The organism is Paenarthrobacter sp. MSM-2-10-13, assembly GCF_011605365.1.
Taxonomy (GTDB): Bacteria; Actinomycetota; Actinomycetes; order Actinomycetales; family Micrococcaceae; genus Arthrobacter.
Genome location: NZ_JAAOXO010000008.1, coordinates 14,242 through 29,936, shown reverse-complemented (window position 1 = coordinate 29,936; position 15,695 = coordinate 14,242). Strand labels below are relative to the sequence as shown.

Sequence of the window (15,695 nt, the reverse complement as noted above, 5' to 3'; positions counted from 1 at the left end):
CCGTCATGGCAGTCAATGCCTACGGGCCACCGCCGTCGCGAGGACCCGCAGCACGCGGCTCCTCCGCGCGGCGGCCTGGCGTGAACGCGCGCGGCATGGCCGCGCACGGCCTGGCCCTTTGGGTCAACCCGGCCGAGGGCGACGAGATCGATCCTGAAGTTTGGGAACGGGCGGCACGCCTTGTGCTGGCCCGTGCCATGAAACTTGCCCCGGAGGCGGAAGTCCGCATCTGGCCCGCCACCGGGGCAGAGCACTCCGGCGTCGGCGACACTTCCTGGGGCGGCACTCCGCAGGAAGCCGCCGACGCCGGTACCAACGATTCGCTGTCACTCGCCGATGCCCTCGCGGACGCCCGTTCGGACGCCCGCGCTGCCGGAAATTCCTCCTCATCCGGACAATTCACCAGCGCACGCGAGGGTGATTTGTCCGGAAGAGGGGGACGCACCGAAACCGGAAGAGGGGGTCAGACCGAAACGGGCGGCAGCACCGCCGTCGAGCCCGTAACGTTGGCGAGCCGCCGCAGCCAACTTGCGGTAGACCTCGCCGCTGAAGTAGTGCTGCTGGACGGCGAGCCGGTTGCCTTTACTGGCATGGAATACAAGCTGCTCCGCTACCTGGTGGTGAACTGCTCGCGCGCCATTTCACGTGAAGAATTGCAACGCTTCCTGGAGTCATTTGACCTCCCCGGCGCGGCATTTCGCTCGATCGACGTTTATGTTGGAAGGGTGCGGCGGAAGCTCGGCTCCGCCCGACACACCGTCGCCACCGTCCGTGGTGGCGGCTACCAGTTCGTGCCAGGCCCCTATGCCACAGTGCGCGGACCTGCGGAATACAGCATCTAAGTTCGCTGTTCTGTCCTGTAGACAATCCGTTTTTTGAATGATGAATGCCGGCTGTTTGCCGGTGAAACGTAAAGGATCGCCATGACCCAGAAACTCCTCGTCGGAACGCAAGCACCTGATTTCGCGCTTCTCGACGCCGACGGCACTAAGGTCTCGCTGTCCGATTACCGCGGACGCAACGTCATTGTGTACTTCTACCCGAAGGCAGCCACCCCCGGTTGCACCACCGAAGCTTGCGATTTCCGCGACAACCTCGCCAGCCTGCAGGGCAAAGGCTACGACGTCATCGGGATCTCCCCCGACGCCCCGGAGGCACTGTCCAAGTTCACGGGTGACTTTGCGCTGACCTTCCCGCTGCTCTCCGACGAAGACCACAAGGTTGCCCTGGCATATGGCGCCTGGGGCGAGAAGCTGGTTGACGGCGAAATCCACGAAGGCCTGGTCCGCTCCACCGTCGTGGTGGACGGCGAAGGCACCGTGAAGCTCACCCAGTACCAGGTTGCCGCCCAGGGCCACGTCCAGGCGCTCAAGGAAGAGCTGGGCGTCTAACCCTCTCTCACATCCCGCGTGCTTGAGCGAATCCCTCTCTCACATAACTGCACAAATCGTGTAACGCCCGCCCACTTTTGTGAGCGGGCGTTTCATGTGTCGTGACTAAACGTGACAAATACCCAGCAGCATTAGTTAATGGAGCCATGGTCTCTCCCACGCCCGTGCGCCACGCTGTCGTTGTCGAAGACGACGCTGACATTCGCGGACTTCTTGTTCTCGTCCTGGAGCAGCTCGACTTCGTGGTGACAGAGGCACCTGACGGTCTCTCCGGCGTCGAGGCTGTCCGCAGAACCAACGCCGAATTGGTGACGCTGGACATCAACCTTCCGGACATCGATGGCATGGAAGTCTGCCGCCGACTCCGCGAATTCTCGGACGCATACATCCTGATGCTCACGGCCCGTGCCGATGAGATTGACCGGCTCAACGGCCTGGACACAGGCGCCGACGACTACATCAACAAGCCTTTCAGCCCCAAGGAACTCCAGGCCCGTATCCGCGCCTTGTTCCGCCGGGCCCGCACGCCTGCCGCACCCGCCGAGGACCAGCGCCAAACGGACGAGCTCGCCCGCGCAGCGGTGGTGCAGCAGAGCCTCTTGCCGCGCGAAACGGTCCGTCTCAAGGGCTACGACGTCGCAGGCGCCTTCCGCCCTTCGCGCAGCGTGGGCGGGGACTTCTACGACTGGTACCAGACCCGCGACGGCATGCACCTCACCTTCGCCGACGCCATGGGCAAAGGAATGGGAGCCGCCCTCATCGCAGCAACGGTCCGTGCAGTGATGCGCTCGGTAGCTGACACCCCGGCCATTGACGCCGCGTTTGGCTCAGCCAGCGCCACCATCACTTCTGACTTGGACCAGTCGGGGTCCTTCGTCACCATGTTCCACGCGCGGCTGGACAGCGCCAGCGGGACAATGAGCTACATCGACGCCGGTCACGGCCTCGCGCTGCACGTTCCTGTTGAGGGGGCGGCTCGCCGCTTGGTTTCTGCGGGTCCGCCTGTGGGGATCCTGGACGACCAACTGTGGCCGGCTTCGGAGCTGCAACTGGAGCCGGGCGATTCCTTGGTGATCGTCAGCGATGGAGTGCTGGACGCACACGATTCCCTGGAGGAGTTCCAACGGAACGTGGAGAAAGTGGCGCGCACCGGGCCTACGTCGGACGACGTGTGCGCCGCCCTGCTGGAGTTGGCACCGGCGTCAACCGCTGAAGATGACGTAACTGCCGTCGTCGTACGCCGAAAACCACACGCAGAACTGTAGAGAACAAAAGGGGGGATTTGTGACACGTTTCTGGACTCGGCTGATCGTTCTTCTCACAGTCATTTTGGGCGTCAACTATGTTGCGTGGCGCTGGATGGCCTCGCTGAACTGGGACGCGTGGTGGATCGCGGTCCCGCTGGTGCTGGCCGAGACATACAGCCTGATCGACGTGATGCTGTTCGGCCTGACGGTGTGGAACATCAAGTTCCGCAAGCCACCGCCTCCGGCCCCCGAGACTGCCACAGTGGACGTTTTCATCACCACCTACAACGAGCCCCTTGACCTGGTGATGACCACCGCCCTGGCCGCCAAGGACATTCGCTGGCCCCACAGCACCTGGATTCTCGACGACGGCAACCGCCCGGAGATGCGCGAACTCGCCGAGTCGAACGGGATCGGTTACGTGACGCGAACCGCCGATTGGACCCCGGACATGCCGCGGCACGCCAAGGCGGGCAACCTGAACAACGCGCTGATGCTCACCTCGGGCGAGTACCTGTTGATCCTCGACGCCGACCAGATCCCCGAGCCGGACATCCTGGACAAGACGCTGGGCTACTTCAACGACGACAAAGTGGCACTGGTCCAGACCCCGCAATACTTCATCAACGTCCCCGCCGACGATCCCCTGGGCAGCCAGGCACCCCTGTTCTACGGACCCATCCAGCAGGGCAAGGACGGGTGGAACGCCGCGTTCTTCTGCGGCTCCAACGCGATCCTCCGCCGTGAAGCCCTCATGCAACTGGGCCTGGTGGGCTACGTCAAAGCCACGGAGAAGAGTATCCGGCGTGCCCTCGCTGCATCCCGGACCGCCATCAAGAAGGCCCGGCGGTCGCCCGAGGCGGAGAACCCGTTGGTGGAGCAGATGCTCAACGAGGTTGAGGCTGCTACGGAATCCGCCCAGAAAGAACTCGAAGCCGGGGCATCCCTCAGCGAAATCACCTACCGGGTCCGCCGCCAAGTGGATGACGCTGTGCGCACCCTCGTGGCCGCCGACTTCTCCGCACTCCAATCCGACCTCGAAGAGATCGCGGCCATGGAACTGGCCCACGTGGGCGAGTCCGGTGTGACCACCGTGGCGAGTGACGCCGTCGACCGCATGTCCGGACGCGACTGGTCCCCCTTGGGTGCGCTCGAATCCGTACACGCCGTCCTTGACGCCATCTCAGTGGAACGCACCGACGAAGCCCAGCCGATCATGCCGCTGGCCACCATCTCAGTCACGGAGGACATGGCCACCGCCATGCGCCTGCACGGCCTGGGGTGGAAGAGCGTGTACCACCACGAAATCCTGGCCAACGGCCTGGCGCCCGAGGACCTCAAAACCATGCTCACCCAGCGCCTCCGTTGGGCCCAAGGCACCATGCAGGTGCTGCTCCGCGAGAATCCGCTGGTGCAACGCCGGCTCACGTGGGGCCAGAGGCTGATGTACTTCTCCACCATGTGGAGCTACCTGAGCGGATTCGCGGCCGTGGTGTATTTCGCCGCGCCCATCATCTACCTGACGCTCGGCATCCTCCCGGTGAGCAGCCTCAGCTACGACTTCTTCATCCGCTTCATCCCGTTCATGGTGGTCAACCAACTCTTGTTCCTTGTGGCCGGGCACGGGATTCCCACTTGGCGCGGGCAGCAGTACAGCCTCGCGCTGTTTCCCACATGGATCAAGGCCTGCACGACGGCGGCACGGAACGTTTGGTTCGGACGTCCCCTCGGGTTCGCGGTCACCCCCAAGGCCCGCCAGAGCGGTGGACCCAGTTGGAGCCTCATCCGTCCCCAGATAATTGTGGCGGTGCTGCTTGCCATAGCGCTGGTAGTTGGCCTTATCCGGCTTCTTGCCGGAATGTCCGAGCCCTTGGGCACACTGGTAAACGTGGCATGGGTTGCGTTCGACCTTGTGGTCCTGAGCGTTCTGGTCAAGGCAGTTTTGTACAAGGGTTTTGAGCCTGAAGATGTTGGGCCGGAGCGCCCCGAGGAGAGGAATGCAGATGCAGTTTAGCTACGAGGTCAAAGACTCCTACGCGGAGGTGAAGAGCGTGGGCCGGCTGAACATGGTTGCTGCGCCCAAGCTGCGCGAAGTAGTGAACGAGGTTGTGGCCGGTGGGTCCAGCCGTGTTGTGGTGAACCTGGCCGAGACCGACTTCATGGATTCCTCCGGGCTCGGCGCCCTGATCGGCTGCCTCAAAGCCGCCCGACAAGCCGGCGGGGACCTCCGGATCGCCGGCGTTCAGCCACAGGTCAAGATGGTCCTGGAACTGACCAACATGGACAGGGTACTCACGGCCTACCCTTCAGCCGAGGAGGCGTTCGGCGATGACTGAAGTCATTGCCCGCCGGGGCTTCCACGGGCCGTCCAATGAGGAGGCTATCGATGCCATACACAACGAGCTGGACGCCCTCTGGGACGACGCCTCCTTCGTGCCGGACATGGACCGGATGACGTTCGCTACGGCCGTGATCGAGGCCGCTGCGAACATCGTGCAGCATGCGGAGCCGGTGGCAGAGAAGCCCGTGGAGATCGACGTCGACATCAGCGTCCAGCCCTCCCGGCTGATTGCCCGGGTCAGCGCCCACAACGCCCGGGAGCCCTTCGCGGATGACATGCAGGCGTCCATGCCGGATGCGGAGGCGGAGTCCGGGCGCGGGTTGGCGCTCATCGAAGCCTTGGTGACCACAGTGACCTTCGAACGCCAGGACGGCACCAACACCTGGATCCTGACCCGCAACACCTGACCCTCTCTCACATCCCACCCGCTTGAGCCGAACCCTCTCTCACATCCCACCCGCTTGAGCCGACCCCTGAAGGGCAACGGGTTGTTCTACCCATAGCCAAGCGCAACGCAGCGTGACAGCATTCGGTGAGATCCGCCGTCGAGCACTTATTGAAACCGGGGAAGAAATGAACCGCCGCATTCACTGCAAACCTTGGGCGCTGGTTGCTGCCCTGGCGGTGGTGACCGTTACTGCTGGCTGCAGCAACACCCCTAACGACCCAAAACGGGAACCCAGCAACGCTCCGGCCGTAACTGTGGAGCCCGCGCCCGTGGCCGAAAGCGCCGCCAGGTACAACGCACTGACCGCTGACCTCATTGCAGCCTTGGAAGCGAAGATGCCGGCCATCACCTGGACCGTGGATGATCCGGCAAGGATGAGCCGCACCCAAGACGGCAGGTGCATGCTCTCGCCGCGAAGCATGAAAAGCAGCGCAGACATCGTGGAGCCCTCCAAGAACTTTGAGGACGTCTTCGCCGCAGCCGATCCCGTCCTGGAAAAGCACGGATTCCCTGCCTTCGACGGCACAGATCCAGTCCCGGGCGGCTGGGTGGTCACGCGCAGCACGAATGGCTCCGGGGCCACGGTGACCATCGAATCCAAGAGCCCGGCGTACCTGCGAATATCGGTTCCGGTTCAGTCCGAGAACTGCGATTCCAACGAAATTCCTCAGGGGGACAGATAAAATGGCGGGATTCTACGGTGCTGATATTGCCCAATTGCGGGCACTCGCCAAAACGATGTCGAGGCAGTCCGAACGGATGACCTCGCTGTCCATGGAACTGGGCAACCTCATCAGCAACGCGCCGTGGGATGGTCGCGACGCCGTGATGTTCCGCACCGCTTGGGACTCCGAGCACCGTCCCATGCTGAGGAAAATCTCCAGCGAGTTGCAGAATCAAGCCACTGAACTGACGCGCAACGCCGACGAGCAGGACAAATCCAGCTCGGGGTCCTCTGGTGCGGATCACTCCGGGCGGGGAGATTCGAACCCTCCCGGCGACCCCGGCCCGCTGGACCCGGACAAACCCGACGTCGATGTGCCCGGCGATGTGCGCAATGACCCTGATGCGGGGGACCCCAGCGATATCAATCAAGGACAGATTGGCGACTGCTGGCTGTTGGCAGGAATCGGTTCGGTGGCCCAGGTGCTGGAGCGCGAAGGCAAACTCGACGAATTCCTCGAAGAACACATGCGTCCAGTGGGCGACCCGCCCACACACTGGGTGGTCACCCTCTACGAGGACGGCGAACCCGTGGAGGTCACTGTGGAGGCCAAGTCGGTTGACGGCGGAGTCCGCGGCGCCGACGGCGAACCCAACTGGCTCTCCATCTACGAACGCGCGGCAGCCGAGCACCGCGGCGGGTCCTATGACGACATCGACGGCGGCTTCAGCAACGAAGCCATGGAGTTGATGACCGGACAGTCCGCCGACAAGGACGAAGAGCTGAACTTCGATGACATTGAGGACAAACTCGCGGACGGCCAGGCCATCTCAGTTGGCACCGAGGACGTCAAGGACGACGACTTCGACTGGGTCTGGGAGTCCGACGAAGTCAACCGAACCGACGTCGTGCCCAACCATGCGTACGTTGTGGTTGATGTGAAAACCAACGACGACGGTGAGAAAGTCATCGTCCTGGCCAACCCGTGGGGCCCCTCCGGCGGTTACATGGAAGGCGACGACGACCTCAAGTCCGGCACGCTGGAACTGACCGAGGACGAGTACAAGGAAAACTTTGACTCCGTATACTCCGTGGACGTGAAGTAAGGATGGCCGTGGAACAGCTGGTAACAGTCAAGCAAGGCATGCAGCCCACCTTCGACGGCGTCAAAGTGGGAGTAGTCAAGATCGGGGTAGCTGATGGTGCTCCCGCTATCCAATTCTGGATCCGGACCGCCGAACAGCAACGCAAGCAGGCCTTCCGGGAGGGCCAGTCGGTCACCCTTCCGGGTGCTGGCCTGCTGACGGTCACGTCGATCCAACCCGCGGAAGGAACCACCGCCGCATCGGCGACCTTAACGTACGACGCCGGTAACGTCACCGATTGAGCGTCGGCGCCGGACGGGGTGAGAGAGCGATCCGGTTAAACGCCCGGGATGTGAGAGAGGATCAGGCTTTGGCGAGGGCCTCTTTCAGCGCGCCGAGCACCAGGGTCACGGAGGCGCTGTTGGCGTTCGGGCCCATCATGCCGATGCGCCACACAGTGTCCGCGAACTCCCCCACACCCGAGCCGATTTCCATACTGAAGTTCTCTAAAAGGTAAGCGCGGACGGCGGCCGAGTTGACGCCGTCGGGCACTTTGACGGTGGTGAGGCTCGGCAACCGGGAACCCTCGGCGGCGAACAGTTCCAGCCCCATGTCCTGCAGCCCATCCTGCAAAGCAGTACCAGCCGCCCGGTGCCGGGCCTGGACAACATCCAGCCCCTCGGCGAGGATGCGGTCCAGCGCGGCTTCGAGGCCCGCGATCATGGTGACCGGCGCGGTGTGGTGGTAGGTCCGTGCGCCGCTGGCCGCGCCGACGTACCCGCCGAGCAGCCCAATGTCCAAGTACCAGGAGCGCGGGTCCTTGATGCGACGGTCGAAAGCAAGGTCAGACACCGTGAAGGGAGACAAGCCCGGCGGCACACCGAGGCACTTCTGGGTGCCGGCATATCCGACGTCGATCCCCCAGTCGTCTGCCCGGAGCTCCAAACCGCCGATGGAGGTGACGGCGTCGGTGATCAGCAGGGCATCCCCTTTGCCGGCACCCAATGCGGCGATGTCGGAGAGCACCCCCACCGACGTCTCGGCATGGACGGCAGCGATCACCTTTGGGTTAGGGTGCGCCGAGAGAACCCGCTCGGCATCCACGGGCTGACCCCATTCGTGATCAACCCGGACCACTGTGGCCCCACAGCGTCGCGCAACTTCGCACATCCGCACCCCAAAAAGTCCGTTGACAGCGATCACTGCCACGTCGCCGTCGGACACTGTGTTCACGAAGGCCGCTTCCATGCCGCCGGAACCGGTGGCGCTCAACGGAAGCGTCCGCGCGTTGGCCGTACCCCAGACGGTGCGGAGGCCCTCGCAGGTGCGGTCCAGCCGCTCGATGAACACGGGATCGAGGTGGCCCAGCACGGGGTAGGCCAGGGCGGCAATGGCTTCGGGGTAGCAATTGCTCGGGCCGGGACCAAACAGGAACCTGGACGTCAGAATCTCGGGCATGTGCGAACTCCTTCAGTTGCTTGAGGTCATTCTGCCCCACCCAACGTTGCGGGGCCCGCTCTGCACGCTAAAACGCCCCCATAGCGCGCAGAGTGGGCCTCGCAACGTTCTGGGAGAGGGCTATAACCGATCCTCCAAGGCCTAACTGCTAAGGTTACTCACCAATACTGAGGCCGCCACGGATAGGGGACGAGAGTGACGACTGAAGGAAAAGCCGGAGGAAACGAGGCGCCCGAGCAAGGCGTCACGGGCGAAGTCAGCCAGGACCGGTTCGTCGCCGGCCAGGACCTGACGCGCTGGAAATCCCCTGCTGGACGGATATTGGCCGGAGGCGCTGAGAAGGTCACCTCCCTGCTGGGCCCCTACGCAGCACTGATCATCACCCTTGTTGCTGGACTTGCCGTTGCCTTGTCCCTGGCATTGGTGTTTGGTGAGGTCTATGAGTCCGTGACGGAGGCGGACGGCGTTGCCGGGCTGGATGATCCCGTGCTGGCAGCAGCCAAGAGCGTGCGCTCCCCCGCCTTGGACGTGGCTGCCACGGCATATACGAACATTGGCGGAACGGTAGGCATGCCCCTCATCGCCGTGGGCATCATGATATTCCTCGCCACCAAACGGAGGTCGTGGACTCCTGTGATCCTGATGCTCGCAGCGGGGCTGGGTTCTCTGGTCATCACCCTCCTGGGCAAGCCCATCTTCGGCCGCAGCCGCCCGGACATCGTCGACGCAATTCCACCCTACGAGCACTCGGCATCATTCCCCAGCGGCCATTCGCTCAACTCGATTGTGATTGCCGGAATCGTGGCTTACTTGATCATCCTGAGGCTCAAGACCACCAAAGCGAGGGTTATCACCGTGCTGGTCGCGTCGGTGTTCGCCTTCACCATGGGCCTGAGTCGGGTTTACCTGGGCCACCACTGGCTGACGGATGTCTTGGCGGCGTGGGCTATTGGCATCGCTTGGCTGGCACTGGTCATCACGGCGCATCGCCTCTACCTCACAGCGCGAACTCGGCGTCACAGCGCTGTAGCCTCTTGACACCGACCCGCCAACTCGGCTTAACTGAATTACGTATGCTGAAATAACAGTTCCATGATGCGGAAGCTTGAAGCACGGGCTTCCTCCTGCACCAGCAGGGGTTCCGCATAGCCCACACCATGGATGCCAGCATTTTGCATGAGGATGACACAAGCATGGAGCTTGCAGTATTCAACAGTGTTGACCGGGACCAGGCCATCAGGACCCTCACCCCCTGCCTGGATATCAGCCGTTGGGTGGAGACCATCGTGGACGCGCGCCCCTACCCCAGCGTCGACGAACTGCTGGGGCAGGCCCAGCGTGCCGCCGAGCCATTCACAGCGGCCGAGGTGGAGTCCGCCATGGCGCACCACCCCCGAATCGGCGAACGCCCCAAAGCCCAGACCACCGAGGCGGCCATGTCGCGTTCGGAGCAGGCAGGAGTTGATCCCGGCGACAATCACACAACAGCCGCACTCGCCGAGGGCAACCGGGCGTACGAGGAGAAGTTCGGCAGGGTCTTCCTGATTCGTGCTGCCGGTCGCAGCGCCGAGGAAATCCTCAGCACCCTGCAGGAACGCATCACCCACACCCCTGAAGAAGAAGACACGATCGTGGCTGGCCAGTTGCGGGAGATCGCACTGCTGCGCCTCTCCGGACTGATCAGCGAAGGAGCCAAGGCATGAGCGTTTCACAAGTAACGACCCATATTCTCGACACCGGTTCCGGACGCCCGGCGGCGGGTGTCGCCGTCGTACTCTACGTCCGCGAAGGTGACGACTGGACCCTGGTGGCGAAGGGCGAAACCGACGCCGACGGCCGCATCAAAACGCTCGGCCCGGAACGGATTCCGGGCGGCGCCTACCGCCTGAACTTCGCCACGGGTGCTTACTACGAAGGCCTGGGCACGGAAACATTCTTCCCGGAAGTGGACTTGAACTTCACAGTCTCCGACGCCGGCGAGCACTACCACGTGCCCCTGCTGCTGAGCCCGTTCGCGTTCTCCACATACCGCGGCAGCTAACCCCAGGAGTTTGTGTACAGATAATGCCCCTAAGGAGTCTCCTTAGGGGCATTATCGGTACACAAACGCGGAACGGTACGCTTGAAGGCATGGCTTCAGAGGACACCACCCCCAACTCCGCCCGACGCGAGATCACGGTTCGCCGGGCACCCAAGTTTGTACCCTTCATGATTTTGGGGGCCGTGGTTGGTGCGATCGTGGCCGCAATTATCGCCTATGGCCGCCAGGCCGATCCCGCTTTCGACGCCGGCACAGTGTTCGGCTTCTTCCTGATCGTCTGCGCGGGCGGCGGCGTCATCCTCTTCTCGATTCTCGCCTTGATCCTGGACCGCATTAGCGTCAAGCGCACCCAGCGCGCCGTGGTTGAGCCCGTTCCGGACTCGGTTCCGGATGAAGGGCCAGAGCACGACGACGGCCGCTGAGTCAGGCGCTTGACCCGCCTCTTCGGAGGCTCGTCGGATGTGAGACACACCGCATTTTCTTGGGAACACGCCAGTTCGCGGGGTCACATAGCCCGCGGGGGAACGTACCACGCCTACATCATGAGACAATCGACCAGTGGCACGTGGCGACGGAAAACTTTCTCATGATCTTCTCCCCGGCGAAAAAGGCCCTCAGGACGCTTGTGGCGTCTTTGGGGTTTGGGCTCCCGGTGAAGAAGTAGCAAAACTCACCTATTACGGGCTGTATGCGCTGCAGCACCGCGGACAAGAATCGGCTGGTATTGCTACCAGTGACGGCAAGCGCATCAATGTCTATAAGGACATGGGCCTTGTGTCCCAGGTCTTCGATGAGACAACCCTGAACACCCTGACCGGGCACCTGGCCGTTGGCCACTGCCGGTACTCCACCACCGGTGCAAGCCACTGGGCCAATGCGCAGCCCACCCTGGGCGCTACCGCAACAGGCACTGTTGCCCTGGCCCACAACGGCAACCTGACCAACACCGCTGAACTCCGGGAAATGATCCTGGAGCGCAACGACGGCCAGCTGACTGGTGAAATGAAGCAGGGCAACACCTCGGACACCGCACTGGTGACCGCTCTCCTTGAGGGCGAAGAGGGAAAGACCCTGGAGCAGACCGCACTGGAGCTGCTGCCCAAGATCAAGGGTGGCTTCTGCTTCGTCTTCATGGATGAAGGAACCCTCTACGCAGCCCGCGATACGTACGGCATCCGCCCGCTGTGTCTGGGCCGCCTGGAGCGCGGCTGGGTTGTCGCCTCTGAGCAAGCCGGCTTGGCTACTGTTGGCGCCAGCTTCATCCGTGAGATCGAGCCCGGCGAATTCATTGCCATCGACGAGGACGGCGTCCGTTCGCAGCGCTTCGCCGAGGCAACTCCCGCCGGCTGCGTCTTCGAATACGTTTACCTTGCCCGCCCGGATGCTGCCATTGCCGGCCGCTCCGTGTATGAGGCCCGCGTGGAGATGGGCCGCCAGTTGGCCCGCGAGAACACTCACGAGGCTGACCTGGTCATTCCGGTTCCCGAGTCCGGTACCCCCGCGGCTGTTGGTTACGCTGAGCAGTCCGGCATCCCGTTCGCGCACGGCTTCGTCAAGAACGCGTACGTGGGCCGCACCTTCATCCAGCCCTCGCAGACGCTGCGCCAGCTGGGTATCCGCCTGAAGCTCAACGCCCTGGAATCCGTGATCCGTGGCAAGCGCATTGTTGTAGTTGATGACTCGATCGTCCGCGGCAACACGCAGCGTGCCATCGTTCGGATGCTCCGTGAAGCCGGTGCTGCTGCAGTCCACGTCAAGATCTCCTCACCCCCGGTTCAGTGGCCTTGCTTCTATGGCATCGACTTCGCCTCCCGCGCGGAACTCATTGCCAACGGCGCCACCATCGAGGAGATCTCCCAGGCTATCGGCGCTGACTCGCTGGCCTACATCTCCGAGGACGGCATGATCGGCGCTACCCAGCAGCCGCGCGAACGCCTCTGCACGGCCTGTTTCACCGGGAAGTACCCCATCGAACTGCCGCACGCGGACAAGTTGGGCAAGAACCTGCTGGAGCGCACCGATCTTGGTGGCCTGGAACCGGCCGCCCAGACCGAGTCAGTGGACGATACCGAGGACCCTGCCGACAAGCCGGGTGCCACGGGTTGCGATCCCGGACCTGACGCTGAATTCGAAAACCTGCTTACCGACGCTGATCGTTTGACCGACGCCGACAAGAAAGAGTCTGTATGAGCTCCGCAACACCCGCCGCTGAGAACAACTCCGGTATCACCTACGCCTCCGCGGGTGTCGACGTCGAAGCGGGAGACCGCGCCGTCGAACTCATGAAGGGCGCCATCAAGGCGACCCACAACACCTCGGTGATTGGCGGCGTCGGCGGTTTCGCTGGCCTGTACGACGTCTCAAAGCTGCTGACCTACAAGAAGCCGCTGCTGGCAACGTCCACTGACGGTGTTGGCACCAAGGTGGCCATTGCCCAGGCCATGGACATTCACGACACCATCGGTTTCGACCTGGTGGGCATGGTGGTGGACGACATCGTTGTGGTGGGTGCTGAGCCGCTCTACATGACCGACTACATCGCCTGCGGCAAGGTTGTCCCGGAGCGCATCGCTGACATTGTCCGCGGTATCGCTGCTGCTTGCTCCGTAGCTGGGACCGCCCTGGTGGGTGGCGAAACCGCTGAGCACCCGGGCCTCCTGGGTGAGCACGAATACGATGTGGCAGGTGCCGCTACCGGCATCGTGGAGGCCGACGCCCTGCTGGGCCCGGACCGTGTCCGCGCCGGCGACGTGGTGCTCGGCATGGCCTCCTCCGGCCTGCACTCCAACGGTTACTCCCTGGTCCGCCGCGTCATCAACCACGCCGGTTGGGCCCTGGACCGCCAGGTGTCCGAACTCGGACGCACCTTGGGCGAAGAACTCCTGGAGCCCACCCGCGTTTACGCAGCCGACTGCCTGGACCTGGCCCGCGCCTTCCCGGTGCACTCGGCCAACGCTGTTCACGGCTTCAGCCACGTCACAGGTGGTGGCCTGGCAGCCAACCTCGCACGCGTCCTCCCGCAGGGCATGGTGGCCACGGTTGACCGCAACACCTGGGAACTGCCCGCCATCTTCAAGCTGGTTTCCGAGCTGGGCAACGTCCCGCTGGCCGACCTGGAGCGCACGCTGAACCTTGGCGTGGGCATGGTTGCCATTGTTTCGGCCGAAGCAGCAGACGCCGCAGTGGCCCGCCTCAACGACCGCGGCCTGCCGTCCTGGGTGATGGGTACCGTATCTGCTGACAGCGACTCGATCGACAAGACCGGCCCGGACTACGTCCAGGGTGCCAAGGGCGTCGACGGCGGCGCTGTCCGTTTGGTGAACGCCTACGCCTAAGCACGTTATGGCTTTGTAAAGAGAGCGGCCGGGCAGTGTGCCCGGCCGCTCTTTTGCTCTTCCTAGACCTGAATCAGGCTCAGAACCCCGCCTTGCGGATCCCGGATGGTAGCGAGGGAGCCCGTCTCAGGCTTGTCTTCCGGCTCCACCAGAAGCTCTCCCCCGGCTTCCACGGCCGCCTCAGCTGCTGCGCGCAGATCCGCTACTCCAAAGTAAATCTGCCAGCCGGCGTCATCGCCCTCATCGGCAGGAACAACGCCGGCCACTTCGTCACCGTTGACCATCAACGTGCTGTAGCTGCCGCCGTCGTCCTGGGGATATTCAGTGACTTCGTGCCTGAAAAGCTGCTGGAAAAACGCGACGGCGGCCTGCGGCTCAGGCGTCAATAGTTCAGCCCACGCCAACGCCCCTGGCTCGTTGAACAAATGACTACCTGTGTGGGTTCCGGCTTGCCAGATCCCGGTGGTCCCACCGCCCGGAGGTTCAATGAACGCCAGGACTCCCGTGTCCGCAACGGGCTCGGGACCGAACTGAAGCTTGCCACCAGCGTGGACCGCGTCCTCGGCAATCTCGTCGGTGTCAGTGGCCGATAAATAGATGTTCCACTGGCCACGCGTGCCAGCGGCCTCCTGCCTCGGATTTTGCGGCGCAATGACGGCCACCAGCTGATCCTTGACGAACGCCTGCGCATAGCTGCGGCCGTCCGGGGTGGGCAGGTCCTTGAAGGTCCAGCCGAACACCTGCCCGTAGAAGGTCTTGGCTGCCGCGACGTCCCTCGTCTGAAGGTCGGCCCAGCACGGCTCACCACTGGCGTAATGCTTGCGGGAGCTCATGCCGTCAAACCTGTCATGATGCTGAACGCTGCGCCCGCAGGGTCCATGAGAACTGCCATTCGTCCAACTCCCGCTACGTCGAAGGCCGGGGCGATCACGTGGCTCCCCAGCTCAACGGCCTGCTCCACCGTGGCGTCAATATCCACCACGTTGAAGTACGTCATCCAGAACGGGGACAGCCCCTCAATGGGCAGCTTGAGCGCACCGGCAATTCGTCTCCCACTCACCAGCAGGCTGGTGTACTCCTGCAGCTCACCGGCTGGCCCGGTTTCGCTGCTGCACCCGGTCACAGCTTCGTAGAAGGCTACGGCTTTGGGGACATCATTTGTCTGCAGTTCATTCCAAATCATGGCTCCCGGCTCATTGACCAGACCCGACCCGGGATGGCTGCCGGCTTCCCAGAAACCAATCTGAGCACCGGTGGGATCTGTGGCGAAGAACATACGGCCGCTGCCGTTAGGAACCGAATCCGGAGGAGAAAGAAGGGTTCCGCCAGCTGCCTCTACTCTCCGGGCTGCCTCGTCCGCGGAATCAACGGCAAGGTAATTTGCCCAATATGAGGGCATTCCCTCTGGAGCATCAGGCTGCTGCTGCATCATTCCGGCGACGTAGCGATTTTGGAGTTTGGCCATGTAATAGGTCATGCCATTTCCGGCATCCATGGCGTCCAACTCCCAGCCGAAGAGGTCTCCGTAAAACGCCTTGGAGACATCAATATCGGTGGAGGACAGGTCCACCCAACACGGTGTTCCCTGCTGATAATTCTGGACCTCCGGCATGGATTACCCTTTCAACGCGCCCGGACTCCAGCCTACGCAAAAAAGGACCCCCAGGGTACGCCAATGATCGGCG

Annotated in this window: 18 protein-coding genes; 15 read left to right on the top strand and 3 right to left on the bottom strand. The window is 63.1% G+C overall.

Annotated elements, in window-relative coordinates; all coding sequences use genetic code 11:
- Window positions 1-5: 5 nt before the first annotated feature.
- The 9 genes from HAV21_RS15165 to HAV21_RS15125 all read left to right on the top strand — a co-directional run bounded on the left by HAV21_RS15165 (window position 6) and on the right by HAV21_RS15125 (window position 7,478).
- Window positions 6-842: a winged helix-turn-helix domain-containing protein gene (locus HAV21_RS15165; protein WP_166842311.1), complete on the top strand. Its 837-nt coding sequence runs from the start codon at window positions 6-8 to the stop codon at window positions 840-842.
- An 81-nt stretch (window positions 843-923) separates the two neighbouring features.
- Complete coding sequence (bcp, locus tag HAV21_RS15160) at window positions 924-1,391, top strand: thioredoxin-dependent thiol peroxidase (protein ID WP_166842310.1); 468 nt, start codon at window positions 924-926, stop codon at window positions 1,389-1,391.
- A 146-nt stretch (window positions 1,392-1,537) separates the two neighbouring features.
- The gene (locus tag HAV21_RS15155) at window positions 1,538-2,656 is read left to right on the top strand and encodes a SpoIIE family protein phosphatase (protein ID WP_166842309.1); all 1,119 of its coding nucleotides are present in this window, start codon (window positions 1,538-1,540) and stop codon (window positions 2,654-2,656) included.
- Window positions 2,657-2,675: 19 nt separating this feature from the next.
- The gene (locus HAV21_RS15150; RefSeq protein WP_166842308.1) at window positions 2,676-4,652 is read left to right on the top strand and encodes a glycosyltransferase family 2 protein; all 1,977 of its coding nucleotides are present in this window, start codon (window positions 2,676-2,678) and stop codon (window positions 4,650-4,652) included.
- Window positions 4,642-4,974: an STAS domain-containing protein gene (locus HAV21_RS15145; protein ID WP_142938005.1), complete on the top strand. Its 333-nt coding sequence runs from the start codon at window positions 4,642-4,644 to the stop codon at window positions 4,972-4,974. Before HAV21_RS15150 ends, HAV21_RS15145 begins: the two co-directional genes overlap by 11 nt.
- Window positions 4,967-5,386 carry an ATP-binding protein gene (locus HAV21_RS15140; RefSeq protein ID WP_166842307.1) on the top strand — a complete coding sequence of 140 codons (420 nt, stop codon included), beginning with the start codon at window positions 4,967-4,969 and terminating at the stop codon, window positions 5,384-5,386. The genes HAV21_RS15145 and HAV21_RS15140 overlap by 8 nt, the downstream gene beginning before the upstream one ends.
- A gap of 112 nt (window positions 5,387-5,498) precedes the next feature.
- A complete protein-coding gene (locus HAV21_RS15135; protein WP_347877660.1) occupies window positions 5,499-6,110 on the top strand; it encodes a hypothetical protein in 612 nt (203 codons plus the stop codon).
- A gap of 1 nt (window position 6,111) precedes the next feature.
- A complete protein-coding gene (locus HAV21_RS15130) occupies window positions 6,112-7,197 on the top strand; it encodes a C2 family cysteine protease (protein ID WP_166842306.1) in 1,086 nt (361 codons plus the stop codon).
- An 8-nt stretch (window positions 7,198-7,205) separates the two neighbouring features.
- Window positions 7,206-7,478, top strand: a complete 273-nt coding sequence (locus HAV21_RS15125; protein ID WP_166842305.1) for a hypothetical protein — start codon at window positions 7,206-7,208, stop codon at window positions 7,476-7,478.
- A gap of 61 nt (window positions 7,479-7,539) precedes the next feature.
- On the opposite strand, the gene HAV21_RS15120 is transcribed toward HAV21_RS15125, so the two are convergent.
- Window positions 7,540-8,634 (bottom strand): alanine--glyoxylate aminotransferase family protein, encoded by a 1,095-nt coding sequence (locus HAV21_RS15120; RefSeq protein ID WP_166842304.1) that lies wholly within the window; start codon window positions 8,632-8,634, stop codon window positions 7,540-7,542.
- A gap of 195 nt (window positions 8,635-8,829) precedes the next feature.
- On the opposite strand from HAV21_RS15120, the gene HAV21_RS15115 reads away from it, so the two are divergent.
- From HAV21_RS15115 to purM, 6 genes are all read left to right on the top strand, one after another.
- Window positions 8,830-9,672 (top strand): phosphatase PAP2 family protein, encoded by an 843-nt coding sequence (locus tag HAV21_RS15115; RefSeq protein ID WP_166842303.1) that lies wholly within the window; start codon window positions 8,830-8,832, stop codon window positions 9,670-9,672.
- A gap of 155 nt (window positions 9,673-9,827) precedes the next feature.
- Window positions 9,828-10,337 carry a 2-oxo-4-hydroxy-4-carboxy-5-ureidoimidazoline decarboxylase gene (gene uraD / locus HAV21_RS15110; protein ID WP_187697097.1) on the top strand — a complete coding sequence of 170 codons (510 nt, stop codon included), beginning with the start codon at window positions 9,828-9,830 and terminating at the stop codon, window positions 10,335-10,337.
- Window positions 10,334-10,675, top strand: coding sequence for a hydroxyisourate hydrolase (gene uraH / locus HAV21_RS15105; RefSeq protein ID WP_017199951.1), 342 nt, complete (start codon window positions 10,334-10,336; stop codon window positions 10,673-10,675). The genes uraD and uraH overlap by 4 nt, the downstream gene beginning before the upstream one ends.
- An 89-nt stretch (window positions 10,676-10,764) precedes the next feature.
- Complete coding sequence (locus tag HAV21_RS15100; RefSeq protein WP_142937893.1) at window positions 10,765-11,097, top strand: hypothetical protein; 333 nt, start codon at window positions 10,765-10,767, stop codon at window positions 11,095-11,097.
- Between the two features lie 136 nt (window positions 11,098-11,233).
- Entirely contained in the window at window positions 11,234-12,865 is a 1,632-nt protein-coding gene (gene purF, locus HAV21_RS15095) for an amidophosphoribosyltransferase (protein ID WP_142937892.1), read from the top strand.
- Complete coding sequence (gene purM / locus HAV21_RS15090) at window positions 12,862-14,010, top strand: phosphoribosylformylglycinamidine cyclo-ligase (RefSeq protein ID WP_166842302.1); 1,149 nt, start codon at window positions 12,862-12,864, stop codon at window positions 14,008-14,010. Before purF ends, purM begins: the two co-directional genes overlap by 4 nt.
- A 62-nt stretch (window positions 14,011-14,072) precedes the next feature.
- Here purM and HAV21_RS15085 read toward each other — a convergent pair whose 3' ends face one another.
- Together HAV21_RS15085 and HAV21_RS15080 are read right to left on the bottom strand one after the other, a co-directional pair.
- On the bottom strand, window positions 14,073-14,843 hold the full coding sequence (locus tag HAV21_RS15085; RefSeq protein WP_166842301.1) for a VOC family protein: 771 nt from the start codon (window positions 14,841-14,843) through the stop codon (window positions 14,073-14,075).
- Window positions 14,840-15,622 carry a VOC family protein gene (locus tag HAV21_RS15080; protein ID WP_208096939.1) on the bottom strand — a complete coding sequence of 261 codons (783 nt, stop codon included), beginning with the start codon at window positions 15,620-15,622 and terminating at the stop codon, window positions 14,840-14,842. The genes HAV21_RS15085 and HAV21_RS15080 overlap by 4 nt, the downstream gene beginning before the upstream one ends.
- Window positions 15,623-15,695 lie beyond the last annotated feature (73 nt).